The following is a 17,392-nucleotide window of genomic DNA, read 5'->3' on the forward strand; positions in this document are numbered from 1 at the left end:
CTGTTTACTTGACCGCGCCGGCGGCGATGCCGGCGATGAAATGGCGCTGCAGCAGCACGAAGACGACGAGCATCGGCACCGTCAGCATCACCGCGCCCGCCATGATGCCGCCCCATGACACCTTGGTGAGGCCGATCAGCGTGCCTAGCGCCACCGGCGCTGTCATCGAACCGGGCTGGCTGTTGATCAAAAGCGGCCACAGATAATTGTTCCAGGAGGCGAGGAACAGGATGATGGCAAGTGCGGCAAGCATCGGCCGCGCCAAAGGCAGCGCGACGAAAAGGAAGATGCGCCATTCCTTGACGCCTTCGACGCGCGCCGCGTCGAAGAGGTCGTCCGGCATCATCGAAAAACTCTGCCGCATGAACAGCACGCCGAGCGAGTTGAACAGCGGCGGCACGATCAGCGCCACCCAGGTGTTGGCGAGCTTGAAGTCGCGCGCCACCATGATGAATTGCGGGATCAGCACGACCGCATAGGGGAGCGTGATGGTGCCCAGGATGATGGCGACAACCACGCCCTTGCCGAAAAACTGGTAGCGGGCCAGCGCCCAGCCGGCCATCGACGTCAGCAGCACCGACAGGACAGTGTAGGTCACCGCCACCGAGACCGAAATGCCGATGGCGCCGACGAAATTGGTGTCACGCTGCAGATTGTTGAAATTGTCGACGAAATTGCCGTGCGGCAAAAGCTCGATGCCGGGGCTGAAGATGCCGTTGTCCGGCATGGTGGAGAACACCACCATCATCCACAGCGGAAACAGCCAGATCAGCGCCAGCGGCGTCAGGAACAGATGCAGCGCGATGCTGCGTCCCAGCCGGGCGGAGGAGCGCGAACTCATTTCGGTTCCCTCGTCAGCCACAGCTGCGCCAGCGTGATGGCGATCGCCAGCCCGGCCATGGTGTAGGCGACGGCCGAAGCGTAGCCGAAGTTGAGCGACCGAAAACCCTGGCGGTAAAGCAGCAGGCCAAGCGTCTCCGTGCCGCCGCCCGGCCCGCCGCGTTCGGTGATCAGGAACGGCTCGGTGAACAGCTGCATGGTGCCGATGATCGACAGCACGAGGCAGAACACGATGACCGGCTTCAGCAGCGGCAGGGTGATGTAGAAGAACTGCTTGAGCTTGCTGACACGGTCGAGCGTCGCCGCCTCGTAGACATCTTCGGGAATGGACTGCATGCCGGCGAGCAGGATGATGGCGTTGTAACCGGCCCAGCGCCAGGTCACCGCGATCATGATCAGCGCCATGGCCGGCGTGACGTTGGAAAACCAGTCGATCTTGGGCAGGCCGACGCTGTTCAGGAGCTTGTTGATGATGCCGAAATCGAGGTTGAACATCAGCCGGAACACCGCCGAGTAGGCAACTTCGCCGACCACCACCGGGGCGAAGAAGGCAAAGCGATAGAGGCCGCGCGCCTTGAGCAACGGCGAGTTCAAAAGCACTGCCATGACGAGCGCCAGCGAGATCATCACCGGCACCTGGATGACTAGGATGAGCAGCGTGTTCTTCAGCGCGTTGAAGAAGGCCGGATCGCCGATCAATCGCCCCCAGTTGAAGCCTGGCGCGAACCGCCACGGCACGGTGCGCGTCGCCTGGAAGGAGATCATGAAGGAGCTGATGATCGGCCACACCCAGAAGACTGCAAAGATCAGCAGATAGGGCGTGAGGAAGCGATAGGCCGTGGCGTTGCGGTTGCGCATCTTCCTCCTCCTCCTTTATCCGTCGACGTTTCATTCTATGCCCCCGCAGCAGCGGAGCCGGTTTGTCAGAAAATGCAAGCCATCACACGCCCCGCAAGGAGCGCGCGAGATCGGGTCCGGGCGGCGCAAGCGCCTGCCCCGGACCCGGCTTGGGAGGTCATGACTTGACGGGCAATCCGGTCGCCGCCGCGATCTGGCTTGCGGCGTCGTCGAGCGCCGCCTTGGCGTCCGGATAGCCGCCGCCCAGATATTTGGTCTGCACGGCACGGACGATGATTTCGGCATCGCTCTGGAACGGCGTGCCGCGGCTCGGAACAACCTTGGGCAAGGTGCCCAGAATGTCCTTCCACACCGCCTGGCCGCCCCAGTAGGGCAAGCCTTGCGAGACATAGGGGTCATTGAGCGCCGACACCAGCGACGGCACCAGGCCGAACTCCTTCAGCATCGTGATCTGGCCTTCATTGGTTCCGAGCGTGTATTTCAGATAGGCGTAGGCAGCCTCCTTGTTCTTGGACGCCGATGTAATGGCCAGCGAAGAACCACCGAGATTGGCGGCGCGCGGACCGTCGGCAGTGAGACTCGGCATCAGATAGACGCCCCATTTGCCGTTTTCACCGGCCGATTCGGTGCGGATGGTGCCTTCATACCAGCCACCATAGATCTGGGTGGCGACGGTGCCGGCGGTGTTGTTGGTGATCTTGGTGCCCCAGTCCGCCGACGAGATGATGCCGGCGTCCTTCATCTCCTTGACCTTGGTCATGGCGTCGACGCATTTGGGCTGGTTGACCGTGATCGACTGGCCATCGGCGGCGAAATAGGCGCAGCCCTGCTCGTTGGAGATCATGCGGAAGAATTCCGAGTCGCCGTTGAAATCGGCGTTGGTCATCGTGACGCCCGGGTTGGCGGCCTGGATCTTCTTGCCGGCGGCGATGAAATCATCCCAGGTCTTGATCGACGCCGGATCGACGCCAGCCTTTTCGTAGAAGTCGCGGCGATAGAAGGCGGCGACCGGGCCCGAATCCCACGGCATCGAGTAGGCCTTGTCGCCGACTTCGAGTTCGGTGCGTTTGAAGTCGGGGAATTTCGCCTGGTCCTCGGCAGTGTAGCCCAGCGTATGCAGGTCGACGAAACAGTCGGGGAACTGGCTCCAGTAATTCTCGGCCTCACCGTTCTCGATGGTGACTATGTCCGGCAGGCCGACGCCGCCGGCGGCGCAGCCGGCAATCGACTTGTCGTAGGTCGGCTGGTTGCCGAGATCCTGGACCGTGACCTTGACGTCGGGAAATTGCTTGTTGAAGCCGGCAATGGTCGCCTTCAGCGACGAAGCCGCGACGTTCCAGCTCCAGATGGTGATTTCGCCGGATTGCGCAAAGGCCGGGGCTGAGCCCAGGGCAAGCGCGAGCGCGGCGCAGGTCATTGTGATGCGCATAGAAATCCTCCCATTTCATTTGCTCTCTCACTGTGAGCGTGGCTAGACTATGCAGTGGGCAGGGCCTGTCGCCGTCAAAGGGAATATGAAATTGGCGGAAAGTAAGATGCCTGAGCGGCCGTTTTACCAGCCTGGCGCCAGCAGCGTGGAAGGCCTGCCACTGCTCCTGCAGATGTTTCACACCAATCCCCTGGTGATGCTCAAGCCACATTGGCACGCCCAGGTCGAGGTGAATTTCATCGTGCGCGGCAGCGTGCATTACCGCATGAACGACCACGAGATTTCGCTTTCGGCCGGCGAGATGTGCCTGTTCTGGGGTGGCCTGCCGCACCAGATGGACGATTTGTCCGACGACGCCATCTATGCCGGAGCGCATCTGCCGCTGGTGCATTTTTTTCGCCTGCACCTGCCAACGGACATAAGGCACCGGCTGATGACGGGCGCCACGCTGGTGACCGGCGCCACCGACCAGTCCGACAACCATAATTTCGAGCGCTGGAACCGCTACGCACGGTCCGGCGACCAGGCCAAGGCGGAACACGCCGTCAACGAATTGCTGCTCAGGTTGGAGCGGGTGCGGTTCGAGCCCTACCGGCTCGTGCCCGAAACCGCGCCCGGGCAGGAGGCGGGCAGCCCCTTCGACCAGCAATCGTCGCGCAATGTCGGGCGCATGTGCGATTTCATCGCCGAGAACTTCCTCTACGACATCGATTGCGTGAACATCGCTGCCGCCGCCGACATTCACCCCAAATACGCCATGAGCCTGTTCAAGAAATCCACCGGCATGACGCTCAACGAATATGTCAACCTGCTGCGGTTGAGCTACGCGCAGGCGCTTTTGATGCATCAGGACGCCAATGTGCTGCGCGTCGCCATGGATTCCGGCTTCGGTTCGCTCAGCGCCTTCAACAAGTCGTTCCGCAAGCTGGCTGGCATGTCGCCCTCCGATTTTCGCAGAGGCGTGACCGGCGCCAGATAGGCGATGACTACTTGCGGCGCGCCTGGTGCCGCGAAAGCATTGCTGTGCCTCGATCGCCGGCTAAAAGCCGTGACATGGCATTTGAGCCCGCAACAGCGACGCGGGCAAGGGTGACGAAGGCCGGATCGTGCCATGCCGTGCGCCATTCCGGCCATGCAAGCAGCATGGAAACCGGGGTATTGCACGGCATCGCTTTTCCTGTCTGAAATCGCCACCTAGGCGCTGGACAGGCCGAATTCCCGTGCTATAACCCACGCGCTTTCAAGGGGCGCCCCACGGCGCCTTCATGAAATCCGGTCAACGCGTTTTCGTTTGCCGGAACAGGCCCAGATAGCTCAGTTGGTAGAGCAGCGGACTGAAAATCCGCGTGTCGGTGGTTCGAATCCGCCTCTGGGCACCATCCCCTCTTCTCCCGACAGTCTCTTTCGCCGAAGCCTCTACGCTTCCATCTCGTCAACTACCTGAAATCCTTACTGATTTCGGCGCGCAAAGCGCGGATGGTCGGGTTTTGTGGAATTTCGGCGCAGTTGGTCCAACGAGGCGGGGGGCTGGTATTTTCGCTGGTATTGGAGATCCTGATGGTATCGATGCAGCCAAATGGAGGTCCCGAAAATGGCCCTTTCCGACGTAAAATGCCGAAATGCCCGACCCATTTCTAAGCTCGTAAAATTGTCTGACGGTGGCGGGCTCCAGCTTTGGGTGCAGCCTACCGGATCTCGCCTATGGCGCCTCGCCTATCGTTTTGGCGGCAAGCAGAAGCTTCTGGCGTTGGGCAGCTATCCCCTCATCTCCCTCGCTGAGGCACGAGAGGCGCGCGATACCGCCAAACGTCTCCTCCTACGTGGCATCGACCCCGCACAGGAGCGTAAGTCGCAAAAGACTTCGGCGGAGGACACCTTTCGCTCAATCGCGGAGGACTATGTCGACAAGCTGAAGAAGGAGGGACGTGCCGACCGGACCATCACCAAGGTCAAATGGTTGCTCGATTTTGCCTATCCAACGTTTGGGGACAAAAGCGTTCGGGAGATCGATCCGGCCACAATTCTTGCCGCTCTCCGCAGCGTGGAGGTTCGCGGTCGATACGAGTCGGCAAGGCGAATGCGCTCCACCATCGGCAGCGTGTTTCGATATGCAATCGCAACCGCACGCGCCGATGTAGATCCGACGATCGCCCTGAGGGGCGCACTCGTCGGTCCGACGGTCACGCCGCGTGCCGCGGTTACCGATCCTAAGGCCTTGGGAGGCTTGCTGAGGGCGATTAATGCATTTGACGGACAGCCGACAACCCGAGCCGCTCTGAGGCTGATGGCCCTGCTGTTCCCCCGCCCCGGCGAGCTGCGCGCGGCCGGATGGGACGAGTTCGATTTCGAGAGCTCCGTGTGGAGCATCCCTGAAGGACGCATGAAGATGCGACGGCCGCACCGCGTACCTCTTTCCAGGCAGGCCGTCAGCGTCCTGACCTCACTTAGAGAAATCTCTGGTGGTGGATCGCTGTTGTTTCCTAGTGTTAGATCGGGTTCGCGTCCGATTTCCGACAACACGCTTAACGCCGCCCTTCGCCGTATGGGCTATGGCAAAGAAGAAGCTACCGCGCACGGCTTTCGAGCAACGGCATCAACTTTGCTAAACGAATGCGGCAAGTGGCACCCGGACGCCGTAGAGCGGCAGCTGGCCCACATTGAGAACAACGACGTTCGGCGCGCCTACGCCCGGGCAGAGCACTGGGAAGAGCGCGTCAGGATGATGCAATGGTGGGCCGACTATCTGGATGAACTCGAGAGCAAAAACTCGCGGGTGATCTCAATCGGGGGACGCGAGGCAAGCCTGCTGTCCATACATCCTCGCGAGGGTCTAGTTTGGAAGCCAACAGCGACGGTTCGCCAAACGACGAGACGAACCTCCAACCTCCGAAAATCACACTGAACCCCGTCGAAAACACCGAAACTGGGCAACCAATGTTGCAGGCCCGGAGGGTCATCGTTTTCCACAGGAAATCAATACGTTATGTTGGCCACGCGTTTCCTTCGTATTCTCTCGTATGGTCTGGCGAACCTAAGGACCAGGAGGAGGACTAAATTAGTATTCCCTCCGCGGTGTCTCGTCGTCCCACAAGAAGGGTCGATTAACCCGTGACGAACGTGGCTGGTTTGGGCCGACACCGGACCGGTCGCTTCAGACATCCAAAATGCGAACGCGGACACTCGGACGGTGCAACCCCGTAGTGTCTAAACGAAGTAGCGGAACGAGGTTTCGGCAAGATCATCGTCGCCGTACTCGTCCAGAATGCCGCCTACACGGCGGGCGAAAGACAAGGACACCGGCCATTTTCCCCTGATGTCGGCTGTGTTCCAGTTCATCCGGGTGAGGTTGAGAACGTCCTGCGCGGCGGCGACAGCGTTCTCGGCGCCAAGACAGCGAACTTCGAATGGCTGGGGCACATGCGGTCCTGGGTAGGTGCCGAGCTCCGGCATGAACCCGGAAGTGAATAGGAACGATCGGTCGTTATTGACTGTGCAGACCGTTCCGACTTTCGGAGGATAGGCGCCGTACCGGAGCAGCCGGAAGAGGCTGGGAACAAGGGTGACCATCGATACGATGGGCGTGTTCTTGAGCGCAGCAGCGAAGCCCGTCTGTTCGGCGGGATCGAAATAGGACGTCTTGTGAAGCACGACTCGGAGCGGCGCTCCCCCAGTGCGCAGCTCATATTCGGCAAGGACGTTCTGCGTCAGCTCGAACGCCTGCTGTTCGGAGAGGTGAACGTTCCGACCCTGTTCGGGCTCGACGGGAACGCCTTCCCCGCGGATCGCGAACCCTTCACCATCACTCGAGAAGGCCTGAGCAAGGCTGGACCGGACAATCGCGCGCCGCGTCGTGCGAAAGTGGTGAAAACTGATGCCGACGAAGCAGGTTTCTGGCCCCGTGGGCGGTAATCGCCAAGGGACGCCGCCGGCCTTGTAATAGAGGCCGACGGCAAAATTCCAGGCGCGGGTGGCTGGGTCTTGGTTTCTCGCCGTGTCGCTGAGCAGGACTTCTGTGACCAGCTGGATCGGCAATCGGCTCCGTAGAGCCCGCGCCTTCAGGGCCAGCCTGAGGTCCCGTCTCAAGAAATCCTCGGGTGTCTGCTCGACCTCATCGAGGGTGTCGAACAGGTCCAGCTGATTGCTCGGGCGGGCGCGCCGGATCTCCTTGGCGCGCTTGCGTTCACTTTCGGTCGCTTTGCGCTCGACTGAGCTAACCTTGTTGAAGATGTCGTCGGGGATACACATCAGGACGATGTCGGGACGGTTTAGGTCACGGGACGCGAGTCGCAAATGCGCGTCAGCGTACAAGTCGACCACGCGCTGGAACGCCTGGTAGGCGTCGCCCTGCAACGCACGAGCAAGCTCGTCGTGGCTATCCGAGCTGAGTGCGATCGAGGACGCGTCCGGGGCGACCAATCGTTTATGAAACGCCTCCTTAAAGCCGGGAAAGGCCTTCTTGAGCAGGCTTGGCTCGCCCAGAATCGGGATTTCCCCACTGCATCGCTCCAGCCACCGCCGCGCCGCCGCTACCTGCTGGGCCGGGCCAATGACCCCGACATGAATATTGTCCTTCCGAGCCGACCCGAACCGAAGGTCAAAAGGACCCGCAGACAGGAGCCCGATTTTGGGATCGGTATGTGTGCTCGCGCCGCCGAACTGAAGTCGCGGCGGGGACAACTCGACGATGGCTAGCTCAATCGACATCGTCGGGCTCGCTTGGGCCTAGATCATCCGCGTCGCGGCGGGACCCATCTCTGTCCTCGTCGTCAGGCTCAAGCGCAAGCGCTTCCAGTTCGGCGTCCAACTTCTGGAGATCCTCGTCGATCTCAGAGTCGCGCTGGGCCAACTCGTCGAACGCCGACACGTTGAACGAAATCGTCGGCGTGCGATGGGATAGGAGCACGGAAGGAGCGAACCGCGTGAGGTCGTTATCCCGGCGTTGCTCAAGTGCGAACAGGCCCTCAGTTTCGCCGGACAGGACCGCGAGCCAGAAAGAGACGTCCTGCAGAACGCTCGGATTGAAATCACGCGCCGCGCGCCGTGTAGAGAGGGCGTTCGTTCGCTCCCGACTGATTGGGTTACGCACGCCGTCCCGGGTGAATGCGTACCCGGGGGTCAGAACAACCGCCCAGTCGCTACCGAAGCGCAGAACGGAGAAGCTGACCGCCTTGTGCTCGAAGTAGACGATGTCGGCGGATTCGCGCTTGGTGCGCGCCTTAACCACGGTTCGGGTAGCCTTGCGAAGGCGGCCTTGATAGCTAACCTTAAGCTCAGGCTCGTCGCCGCGCGCGAAGTAGGCGCGCCGTCGATCATACTCGATCTGGAGATCCTTGGCCTTCAGGTGCTCGAACAGCAGCTCATGAAGCAGCTTCAGCGCGATCGATTCACCTCCCGGCAATCGGATGAGTTCGTCGAAGTCCAAGGCCTCGATCTCCCCTGGGTCGAACGGCGTGACCATCGACTCGGCGAGCCCCTCCAGGTCATAGAGAGAATAGAAGCGGCCGTCGCTCACATGGCCCGGTGGGACTGCGAGACCCTCCGCGTCGCGATAGAAGGTTCGGTTAGAACCAGCGCTGGTGGCGGCGTGCCAGACCTTCGCCGGCATGATCTCGATTGGGACGAGGTTGGACGAGTAGCGGACGGTCTCCTCTGCGATTGGCAATGCGGTGTTGGTGATCTCGTCGACGGCTTCCGGCCGCGCCTCGATCATGACCGTGAACTGAGCGTTGTCGGCAGAAGGCCCGAATGACACCGACCCATTGTTGTTCACGGTGGCGAGGACCATGTCGGAGAGGCCTGATCCCCGCCGGTCCATCTGGCCGCCGCCGTAGAAAAGGTCCGATATGGCGGGATTCCGGTAACCCTTGATCGGGCTGGTTCGTTCCGCGATCGCGTCTTGGAACGACTGCCCGCCGACTAGAACGGCGATTTCCTCGATAAGGCCGCCAGGGCTCGTGACAGCAATCGATTTTGGCTCAACGATGACTTGGACGGCCTCGTCTCGATCGTAGTCGCGGTGCACGATCGCATTGACGAGCATCTCCTTGATGGCGATTGCATTGTACGCATTGACCGTACGCGAAACCTCGGCCTTCAGCCGGAACTGGAAGTTCACAAGGGCAAGAAGGTCGATAAGATCGTCTAGTTGGCTCCAAAGATTGCCGGTGATCGTACGCCGGACCGTGAACTCGCCTTCACGAGAAGTCGGCTCAAGTTCGATGTCCTCGCCGAAGCGGCCCCGCAGCCAGTGGCCGGGTCCTGTCGCACGGAACTCGACCCGGGCTTGAGGGAATTCGACAGAAGGATTACGCGAGAACAGTAGCCAACCCGCGAGCGTCGGACAGACGCTCCCGCCGACCGGCCGCACCAGATCGAGCCGGTCGGTCATCTCCTCGACCCAGGCGGCATCAACGTCTCCCGGTCTCCAGAGGTCGGTTCGGTCCGCATATTGCCGCAGGCGGGCTTGCAGAAGCGGCTGTTCGAAGCCGGAGACATCAAGCTCATTGAGCGGGCGCATGTCTGCGGGCATGCCGCCGACGCTGTAGCCGGAAGGCCGGCGCGTTGGCCGTGCTCCTGCAGCGATCATGCTGGCCAGTAGATCCTTCTCGAAGAGGTCGTCGAACCCTCGAATTGGTACGAGCTGGAAGTTGGAGCCAATTGCGCCCGCCAACTGCTCGACCCAAGGCGAATGAGGGCCGACCAGATCGTCCTCTAAGACGCACCAGTAGACGCCGTGGAGGAAGCCGCCGGACATGGCTTGTGCCAAGAAAAGGTCTTTCATCACGGACGCTTCGGCACCCCGATAACCGACCGCGATAACCGGATGGTCGCGAAACAGAGGTCGCAGGCGTTCGGCCAGCGATGGGTCGAGGGATTGAACCTCGTCGGCCAAGTTCCTATCGGTGTAGTGCTTCACTGACCCATGCAGGAAGACCAATTGCGGATCGTGCGGCGCGGAGCTGAACATCACGTAGTCAGCCGGCGTGCTGATGCTGACCAGTCGGTGGGGTCGGTTCTGCTGAATCGCCGCCCGTTCAAGGCATTGATCGAAGTTGGTTGTCAGGACGGTGGATATCCATCCCTGGTGCAGGATTTGCGTCAAGGCAACGTAGCCGCGCGAGGGCGGTACCTCAGGCGGGTTGATGAGCTTTTCAAAGAACTCGCGTCGATCGCTCTTCACCCCTAGCAGGTTGTCGATTGCTTCGGGGTAGAGATCGGCGGCGGAGAGCTCTGTTTTGTACCAAGGCTGGGCGGCCAACCAGGGCCAATAATCAGACCGGCGAATGGTGAAGTCGTCCGGGTGACGGCCGTTCTCCTTGCACCATGCCCACCGTGCGGCCTTCTCAACCGTTTTGGCCGCTGCAGGGATCCCGGAGGTAATCGAGGCGCCGGCGCCCAAGAGAAGAACCGGCTCGGAGTTGTCCATCAGGAGCGATCTCAATCGTCCAGGCGAAGACGTCCGCATGGCGAACGTCGAACTATCAATGCTGAGTACTCCCGCCTGGGTCATTCATCAGCCCTAGTCATCGCCATCTCTCTGCCAACCGCCGACAAGTGCGGTACAACCTCAAGATTCGCTCGAGTCTTATCAATTAGCAGAACGGAACGTGAATTCGAAGTGAGGCCGTCCGTTTATCAACCAGCATCGGGATAATCCCGGCTGCAGTAACATGGCCTCTCTCGGTGACGCGTACAGCGACCCAGCGCGGGTTATCGGACATAAACTATCTATCGGGTACCAGCCGGGGGCTTTCATCGGGCTGGTAGTTCCTCTGTGTGTGGAGAATCGCCCTTGTCTCTGGCGGCCGATCGGAAGAGCAGATAAGGGCCAGATTGGTAGGAGTGGAAACAATGGCATTCAAAAGCGCGACACCGACAGAGATTGTTCCAACAAGCCCGGAGGAAATTCTTCTCACGCTTCCGCGCCGTACGATCCCGGGCGTCCTGCTGCATCAGGGCGAGATTATGCGGAGCTACGCCGCTCAGGCAGTCTCTGACTCGGATGTAGCATTGCAGCTTCCAACGGGGAGCGGAAAAACTCTGGTCGGGCTCATGATTGCCGAGTGGCGCCGCCGCAAGTTCGAAGAGCGGGTAGTCTATCTCTGCCCCACCAAGCAGCTGGTGAACCAGGCAGTGGAACAGGCCCGGACACAGTACGGGCTGACGGTGAACGGCTTTACGGGAAGCAATCGGGATTACGACCCACAGGCCCGCGCCGAGTATCAGAACGCCGACCGGGTGGCTGTGACGACCTACAACTCGCTTTTCAACACCAATCCGTTTTTCTCGAACCCGGACGTCGTCATCATAGATGATGCCCATGCCGCCGAGAACTATATCGGTGAGATGTGGACTGTCCGCATCCAGCGGACCAAGCAGCAGCACCGAGCGCTGTTCGAAGCACTGAGTGGAGTGCTGCAGCCGCACCTGGACGCCCACGATTTTTCGCGACTTACGGGCCGTTGGGACAGCAATCCGGAGGACCGACGCTGGGTCGATAAGCTGCCCACGCCCGTCTTCGCTGAGATTAAGGACGAGCTCACGGCGGTGATCGACGCCCATGCCGAAGAACTGGACATTCGGTGGGCGTGGTCGATGATCCGAAGCCATCTCGTTGCGTGCCACCTCTACATTTCGGCGACCGAAATTCTCATCCGCCCCTTGTTGGCACCGACATGGCAGCATCCGCCGTATCAGAATGCGCGGCAGCGCATCTTTATGTCGGCCACACTCGGGGCGGGCGGCGACCTGGAGCGCCTCACAGGCCGCCGCAGGATCAAGCGCCTCCAAGTGCCCGACGGCTGGGATCGCCAAGGGATTGGGCGCAGGTTCTTTATCTTTCCTGACAGCTCGCTCGAGGTCCATGACGTAGTGACGCTGCGCCACCAGCTGATGCAACGCGCCGGGCGGAGCCTGGTCCTCGTGCCCAGCGATCAACAGGCTGAGTCGGTCCGAGAGGATGTCAAGGCCAATCTTGGCTTCGCGACCTTCGGCGCAGAGGCCATCGAGGAGTCGAAGCAGCCGTTCGTTACCACGCCCCAGGCGGTGGCTGTGATAGCTAACCGCTATGACGGCATCGACTTTCCGGGCAATGATTGCCGTCTGCTGTTCATCGAAGGCTTGCCTCGCGCTGCCAACCTCCAAGAGCGGTTCATCATGCTTCGAATGGGGGCGTCGCAACTGTTCAACGATCGGGTGCAGACGCGCGTGCTGCAAGCGATCGGCCGCTGCACGCGGTCGCTGCAGGACTATTCCGCGGTGATAGTCTCCGGCGAGGAGCTGCCTGACTATCTCGCCGACAGGCGGCGACGCGTTCACCTTCACCCGGAATTGCAGGCCGAACTCGAATTCGGCAACGAGCAGTCGGTCGGCACGACGATGGCCGACATCATCGAGAATTTCGAGATATTCCTAGCGAACGACGCCCGCTGGGATGCGGTGAACAACGATATCCTTCGCAAGCGGGCGGCGGCAGTGCAACAGCCCTTCCCAGCGCTGGGCGAGTTGCAGGCGATTGTCGGCCAGGAGATCGAATTTCAGAGCAGGCTCTGGCAGAGCGATTTCGAAGGCGCTGTGGAAGCAGCGGAGGGAGTGCTGGGTGGACTCACCGACCCGGACCTCCGAGGTTATCGAGCGCTGTGGCACTACCTCGCCGGCTCAGCCGCTTGGTATGGAGGACGCGCCGGCATCGCCTCGCTGGACGTCAAGGCGCGCGGCCATTTTAATCATGCAAAGCGCGCCGCCACCGATCTGCCTTGGTTGGTCAAGCTGGCCCGCTATCACGCGGACATGGAAGCTCCTCTTGGCCGCAGTCCCCGTCTGCTGCGACAGATCGAGCGCGTTGAGGGCGTGCTGGAGCGGCTCGGCACCGTGACCGACCGGGAGTTCAACAAGCGCGAGCGGGAGATTCTGGAAGGTCTCGCCTCGAAGAACGGTTTTGAGCAGGCGCAGGTACGCCTAGGCGAGATTCTCGGCTTCCACGCGGGGAAACGCGAAGTCGACGCGTCGCCGGATCCCTGGTGGGCGGCGGATGATCTGTGTTTCGTGTTCGAAGATCATGCCGGAGCAACAAACGATGTGCTGGACGCTACCAAGGCGCGACAGGCCTTCTCGCATCCCAACTGGATTCGCGACCACGTTGCTTTGCCCGATAATGCCATTATCCTGCCGGTACTGGTCACGCCGGTGACCAAGGCGAAGTCGGGGGCGGTTCCGCATCTCCACACCGTGTCGCTATGGGAAATCGACGAGTTTCGGGAATGGGCAGGTCAGGCGTTGCGGACATTGCGGCAACTGAGACGTACCTTTAGTCAGGCCGGTGACCTAGTCTGGCGTGCGGAAGCTGCGGAGCGCTTCGAACAAGACGGGATGGGTGCCGACCAGATCTACAAGTGGCTGAAAGGACGTATCGCGAGCGGCATCTTACAGAGTATCCCATAAGAATGGGAGAATACCCACTCACCGCGAAATTGGACTATAGGTTGCCCGAGCGGGCCTCAGGCAGGTGCAACGTCCGCTTCTAAGGAACCAACGATCACATAGCAACGGCCGACATGAGGCGCGTTTCAGACAGACACAATGGGGTAGCATGCAGAATGACATTCCGGCCACCGCGGTGATATCAGACGTTGAGGTACGTCCCGGGCGGGCAGCCTGCCTTCTTTTCACTCTCACCAGCCGAACTGCCACCGCCTTGCCGCCGTTAGGGAGTCTGCGGACGAACAGGCGGCCACAAACTGAGCTTGCGTTGACGGGTGACCTCGAACTTGGCGAAGTCGACCTGTGCCAGCATCACCTCGACGCCCATCCCCTTCACCATCTCCCGCATCTGCTCGTAGGAACGCTCGCGGAACTTCGGACCTGCAATGATTTTCTTCAACCGCAGGTCAGGCCCGAATGGCTGGAAGTAGTGCGTCTGGCCTTGGATGACCTCGGGGTTCACCAGTGGCAGTAGCCAGCGCCACTCGTCTTCATACGCCCAACCGTCAGACTTTATCCGCGCCAACTCTTTAAGGTGCTCAGGCCCTATTTCGGCATACGACGACAGTCCGAGGTCGACCAGGCGCGGCCTCGTTTTGCGGTAACGGACCTTGAAGAAGTCCCCTTCCGAAACGTCAAACCCAAGCACCATCCCGCGAAATTTCGCCATAGTGCCCCCACATCTGCGGCTTCGACCACGTTTCGCTCATGCAGATGAGGCCCTGCTCCTGGTCTAGCCGGCGGCGGTACGAGGACAGGTGGATGCGGTCGCGCTTGTCGTCGAGCACGATGCATATGAATTCGAAGGCGTCATTGAGGTCTTCGATGCGGGAGATCCGTAGGCACCGCTTCTTGATGGCAGCGACCGCGTACTGGGCCTTCAGGACGCAACGGAGCTACAACTGCCGGCATCCAACGCCGGTGAATATATTGCCGGCGAGCCGCCGCATGTCTGACGCCTCGCAGAATTGTTGACTGAACTGCCCACGCTGCCTAACTGCATCACCTGAGCAGAAGACAGAGGTTATATAGCGTGAATCCGCCGAACATTATTTGCGAAAACGCGCTTGCCAAGAGCTTCTTCGAGCGCTGCGCGGAGTCGCTACCGAAATTCCACAATCCGTTCATCGGCGCGCTCTATGACTGGCAGACGTTGCTTACAGGTGTATTTGCTCTTGTCGGGTCGTTCGAGTCCTCGCGCAGCCTGGTCGCAGCGTCGCGTGCTTCCGCAATCTCTGGAGAAATCATTTGGAGTCGCCTGTATTTCCCGGTCGTATATCCTAGTCAGCGCGACCGGCGAAGTTCGGCCAAGCGATCGGCCAAATCGACCTACCGATCGCAAATTTGTACATACTATCAATGCCCTAAGCATAGCGACTATCGGCCATCATCGGCATCGGCATTGGCGTCGTCGATCAACCGTCTCGGTGAAGCTGAGATAGCGCCTAACATCGGCCAAATGATCGGCCAGTTATGGGCGCTCAGCTAAAATTTCTGTTGACATATACGTACTTAGCGCGATCTAACATCGGCCAATTATGGAAGAGACCGTACAGCGCATCGAGCCGGCGCGCCTGGAAGACGTTGCGGGGCCTATCTCCGACGCGCTGGCTGAGCTGTCAGCAAGCTCGGCGGTTCTCGGCGCCAAGCTGCATCCGCGCACGGCCGCGAACCTGGCGGATCTCGTGCGCATCATGAATACCTACTACAGCAACCTGATCGAGGGCCACAACACGCGCCCCCGCGACATCGAACGCGCCCTCGCCGGCGAATTCGACAAAGACCAGGAACGACGCAACCTGCAGGTGGAAGCCGCGGCCCATGTTCGACTGCAGGGGGAAATCGATCGCCTGGCAGCGGAGGGTCAGCTCCCAGAACCGGCTTCGCTTGATTTTTTGCGCTGGCTGCATGCGGAATTCTACCGTGACGCCGATGAGGCGATGTTGCGCATTCGCGGCGCAGACAGAGAATTCTTGATGGTTCCGGGTCGGTGGCGATCACAGCCTGAACATGATGTCACTGTCGGCCGCCACCAGCCGCCGTCAAGCGATCGCGTCGAAGCGTTCATGGAGCATTTCGCTAGCCGGTACCGCTTCCAACGTACGGGCAAAGCGGCTAGGATATTGGCGATTCCGGCCGCGCATCATCGGTTCAATTACATTCATCCCTTCCCAGACGGCAATGGACGCGTCAGTCGCTTGATGAGTCACGCCATGGCCCATGAGGCAGGAATCGCCGCGCACGGGCTGTGGTCGATTTCCCGAGGCCTGGCGCGGGGTCTGGAAAGCCGCGGCGACTATAAACGCATGATGGATCACGCCGACATGCCACGCCAAGGCGATCGCGACGGCCGCGGTAATCTTTCTATGCGGGCGCTGGCAGATTTTACCTTATGGTTTCTACGCGTATGCATCGACCAGGTCAGTTTCATGTCCAGCCTGTTCGATTTGAACCAACTTGCCCGGCGCCTGCAGCGGTTCGTTCAACGCTACGACCTGAAGCCGGAAGCTTTCCGGCTGCTCGAAGAGGCGCTTCTGCGCGGCGAGTTCGATCGCGGTGAGGCCTCACGTATCGCTGGCTTGCCGGAACGTACGGCCCGCCGCGTGTTTACCGAGGTGCTCGAGCTTGGCCTGCTTGCGTCCGATACCCCGAAAGGACCGGTATCGCTACGCTTCCCGGTCGACACGTTGGACGAACTGTTTCCTAAGCTATTTCCGGAAACTTAGCGTCGCATAACTGCGCCTACTGTTTCCCCGCCCGGGCGAGTTGCGAGCCGCCGGATGGGAAGAGTTCGACTTCAAAGGCTCGGTGTGGACCATCCCGGAAGCAGGCAAGAAAATGCGGCGGCCGCGCCGCGTTGCACTTTCGAGGCAGGCCATCAAAATCCTGACCGATCTCAGAGACATTTCCGAGGGCGAGGCGCTGCTGTTTCCAACTGCGCGATCGGGTTCTCGTCCGATTTCCGACAATACCCTTAACGCCGCCCTGCGTCGCATGGGTTACAGCAAGAAAGAAGCAACGGCTCACGGTTCCCGAGCAACGGCATCAACTCTGTTGAATGAATGCGGCAAGTGGCATCCAGACGCAAGAGAGACAGCTGGCCCATATTGAAAAGAACGACGTTCGGCGCGCTTACGCCAGGGCGGAGCACTGGGAAAAGCGCGTCAGTATGATGCAGTTGGTGGGCCGATTATCTGGAACGAAATTGAGAGCACGAAACCTGCAGTTGAACCCAACCAAGTGTAACTGCAACCCCGTGTCCGCACCTATCGTGAACATGAACATCAGCTTTGCGTACGTTATGACATTGGCCGCGTCTATGTTGGGGCGGAACCGGCGACGCAGTCCTTCGAGGGACAGGGGCTTTTCACAAATCTACGTCAAGCGGCTTAATTGGTTGTGGAGCTTCATTCGTTATTCCGAGTCGGCGTCAGCACAGCGTCGGGAACAGCGGTCTGGCTCAGCGTTCCGGCTTGTCGTCCCGGAGGATGCGCTCAGCGGCTCCGTCAAGATCCTCATATTGGCCACTCTTCAATGCCCACAGAAAGCCAGTCAGCCCCAGTGCGCCAAGAAATAGGGCGACTGGCATGAGGTAGACGAGTATCGTCATGATGACCGCGCTGATGGGTGAATGCCAGAATGCGTTGCCGAAGAAGCCCTCGTCAGCTCGGCGAGCATAAAGCCCTGCAGCCGCAGCCCGTTTCCGATCACCAGCAGCGATGAGGCGGACATCGCCACCGCCGCGATCAACGGCGTGACGTGGCCGAAGATGGCGATCGGCACGGC

At 60.4% G+C, this 17,392-nt stretch carries 13 protein-coding genes, 1 tRNA gene and 1 pseudogene; 7 read left to right on the forward strand and 8 right to left on the reverse strand.

Features of this window, described 5'->3' with window-relative positions; genetic code table 11:
* Positions 1–4: 4 nt before the first annotated feature.
* The 3 genes from C8D77_RS28660 to C8D77_RS28670 all read right to left on the reverse strand — a co-directional run bounded on the left by C8D77_RS28660 (position 5) and on the right by C8D77_RS28670 (position 3,127).
* Entirely contained in the window at positions 5–841 is an 837-nt protein-coding gene (locus tag C8D77_RS28660; RefSeq protein ID WP_109670621.1) for a carbohydrate ABC transporter permease, read from the reverse strand.
* Positions 838–1,698: a carbohydrate ABC transporter permease gene (locus C8D77_RS28665; protein WP_109670576.1), complete on the reverse strand. Its 861-nt coding sequence runs from the start codon at positions 1,696–1,698 to the stop codon at positions 838–840. The genes C8D77_RS28660 and C8D77_RS28665 overlap by 4 nt, the downstream gene beginning before the upstream one ends.
* A 157-nt stretch (positions 1,699–1,855) precedes the next feature.
* Complete coding sequence (locus C8D77_RS28670; RefSeq protein ID WP_109670578.1) at positions 1,856–3,127, reverse strand: ABC transporter substrate-binding protein; 1,272 nt, start codon at positions 3,125–3,127, stop codon at positions 1,856–1,858.
* An 85-nt stretch (positions 3,128–3,212) separates the two neighbouring features.
* Here C8D77_RS28670 and C8D77_RS28675 point away from each other — a divergent pair, with 85 nt between their 5' ends.
* The 3 genes from C8D77_RS28675 to C8D77_RS28685 all read left to right on the forward strand — a co-directional run bounded on the left by C8D77_RS28675 (position 3,213) and on the right by C8D77_RS28685 (position 6,029).
* Positions 3,213–4,106, forward strand: a complete 894-nt coding sequence (locus tag C8D77_RS28675) for a helix-turn-helix domain-containing protein (RefSeq protein ID WP_206438773.1) — start codon at positions 3,213–3,215, stop codon at positions 4,104–4,106.
* A gap of 324 nt (positions 4,107–4,430) precedes the next feature.
* A tRNA-Phe gene (locus C8D77_RS28680) sits at positions 4,431–4,506 on the forward strand.
* A gap of 212 nt (positions 4,507–4,718) precedes the next feature.
* Positions 4,719–6,029 carry a tyrosine-type recombinase/integrase gene (locus C8D77_RS28685; protein ID WP_109670623.1) on the forward strand — a complete coding sequence of 437 codons (1,311 nt, stop codon included), beginning with the start codon at positions 4,719–4,721 and terminating at the stop codon, positions 6,027–6,029.
* Between the two features lie 302 nt (positions 6,030–6,331).
* On the opposite strand, the gene C8D77_RS28690 is transcribed toward C8D77_RS28685, so the two are convergent.
* Both C8D77_RS28690 and C8D77_RS28695 read right to left on the reverse strand, forming a co-directional pair.
* Positions 6,332–7,831, reverse strand: coding sequence for an argonaute/piwi family protein (locus C8D77_RS28690; RefSeq protein WP_109670583.1), 1,500 nt, complete (start codon positions 7,829–7,831; stop codon positions 6,332–6,334).
* Positions 7,821–10,553 carry an SIR2 family protein gene (locus tag C8D77_RS28695; protein ID WP_208760332.1) on the reverse strand — a complete coding sequence of 911 codons (2,733 nt, stop codon included), beginning with the start codon at positions 10,551–10,553 and terminating at the stop codon, positions 7,821–7,823. Before C8D77_RS28695 ends, C8D77_RS28690 begins: the two co-directional genes overlap by 11 nt.
* Before the next feature lie 425 nt (positions 10,554–10,978).
* On the opposite strand from C8D77_RS28695, the gene C8D77_RS28700 reads away from it, so the two are divergent.
* On the forward strand, positions 10,979–13,567 hold the full coding sequence (locus tag C8D77_RS28700) for a DEAD/DEAH box helicase (RefSeq protein WP_109670585.1): 2,589 nt from the start codon (positions 10,979–10,981) through the stop codon (positions 13,565–13,567).
* 262 nt (positions 13,568–13,829) lie between these two features.
* Here C8D77_RS28700 and C8D77_RS28705 read toward each other — a convergent pair whose 3' ends face one another.
* Positions 13,830–14,276 carry a DUF2971 domain-containing protein gene (locus C8D77_RS28705; protein ID WP_146211833.1) on the reverse strand — a complete coding sequence of 149 codons (447 nt, stop codon included), beginning with the start codon at positions 14,274–14,276 and terminating at the stop codon, positions 13,830–13,832.
* Positions 14,277–14,639: 363 nt separating this feature from the next.
* Here C8D77_RS28705 and C8D77_RS37330 point away from each other — a divergent pair, with 363 nt between their 5' ends.
* From C8D77_RS37330 to C8D77_RS28715, 3 genes and pseudogenes are all read left to right on the forward strand, one after another.
* Positions 14,640–15,095 (forward strand): hypothetical protein, encoded by a 456-nt coding sequence (locus tag C8D77_RS37330; RefSeq protein ID WP_146211834.1) that lies wholly within the window; start codon positions 14,640–14,642, stop codon positions 15,093–15,095.
* Positions 15,096–15,144: 49 nt separating this feature from the next.
* Positions 15,145–16,332 (forward strand): Fic family protein, encoded by a 1,188-nt coding sequence (locus tag C8D77_RS28710; RefSeq protein WP_109670589.1) that lies wholly within the window; start codon positions 15,145–15,147, stop codon positions 16,330–16,332.
* Between the two features lie 10 nt (positions 16,333–16,342).
* Positions 16,343–16,815: pseudogene (locus tag C8D77_RS28715) on the forward strand (tyrosine-type recombinase/integrase); the annotation flags it as partial.
* A gap of 251 nt (positions 16,816–17,066) precedes the next feature.
* Here the strand turns inward: C8D77_RS28715 and ccoS are convergent.
* Complete coding sequence (gene ccoS / locus C8D77_RS28720; RefSeq protein WP_006329249.1) at positions 17,067–17,216, reverse strand: cbb3-type cytochrome oxidase assembly protein CcoS; 150 nt, start codon at positions 17,214–17,216, stop codon at positions 17,067–17,069.
* On the reverse strand, positions 17,213–17,392 hold a 180-nt coding region (locus C8D77_RS38100), incomplete at its 5' end, for a hypothetical protein (protein WP_146211835.1). The genes ccoS and C8D77_RS38100, both read right to left, overlap by 4 nt.

Origin of the sequence: Mesorhizobium loti (assembly GCF_003148495.1) — a bacterium.
In the GTDB taxonomy this organism is placed as follows: domain Bacteria; phylum Pseudomonadota; class Alphaproteobacteria; order Rhizobiales; family Rhizobiaceae; genus Mesorhizobium; species Mesorhizobium loti.

Bases quoted from the DNA above. Each gene is read 5' to 3' on its own strand.
- C8D77_RS28660 (WP_109670621.1), bottom strand. From the start codon at position 841: ATGAGTTCGCGCTCCTCCGCCCGGCTGGGACGCAGCATCGCGCTGCAT.
- C8D77_RS28665 (WP_109670576.1), bottom strand. From the start codon at position 1,698: ATGCGCAACCGCAACGCCACGGCCTATCGCTTCCTCACGCCCTATCTG.
- C8D77_RS28670 (WP_109670578.1), bottom strand. From the start codon at position 3,127: ATGCGCATCACAATGACCTGCGCCGCGCTCGCGCTTGCCCTGGGCTCA.
- C8D77_RS28675 (WP_206438773.1), top strand. From the start codon at position 3,213: ATGAAATTGGCGGAAAGTAAGATGCCTGAGCGGCCGTTTTACCAGCCT.
- C8D77_RS28685 (WP_109670623.1), top strand. From the start codon at position 4,719: ATGGCCCTTTCCGACGTAAAATGCCGAAATGCCCGACCCATTTCTAAG.
- C8D77_RS28690 (WP_109670583.1), bottom strand. From the start codon at position 7,831: ATGTCGATTGAGCTAGCCATCGTCGAGTTGTCCCCGCCGCGACTTCAG.
- C8D77_RS28695 (WP_208760332.1), bottom strand. From the start codon at position 10,553: ATGGACAACTCCGAGCCGGTTCTTCTCTTGGGCGCCGGCGCCTCGATT.
- C8D77_RS28700 (WP_109670585.1), top strand. From the start codon at position 10,979: ATGGCATTCAAAAGCGCGACACCGACAGAGATTGTTCCAACAAGCCCG.
- C8D77_RS28705 (WP_146211833.1), bottom strand. From the start codon at position 14,276: ATGGCGAAATTTCGCGGGATGGTGCTTGGGTTTGACGTTTCGGAAGGG.
- C8D77_RS28710 (WP_109670589.1), top strand. From the start codon at position 15,145: ATGGAAGAGACCGTACAGCGCATCGAGCCGGCGCGCCTGGAAGACGTT.
- ccoS (WP_006329249.1), bottom strand. From the start codon at position 17,216: ATGACGATACTCGTCTACCTCATGCCAGTCGCCCTATTTCTTGGCGCA.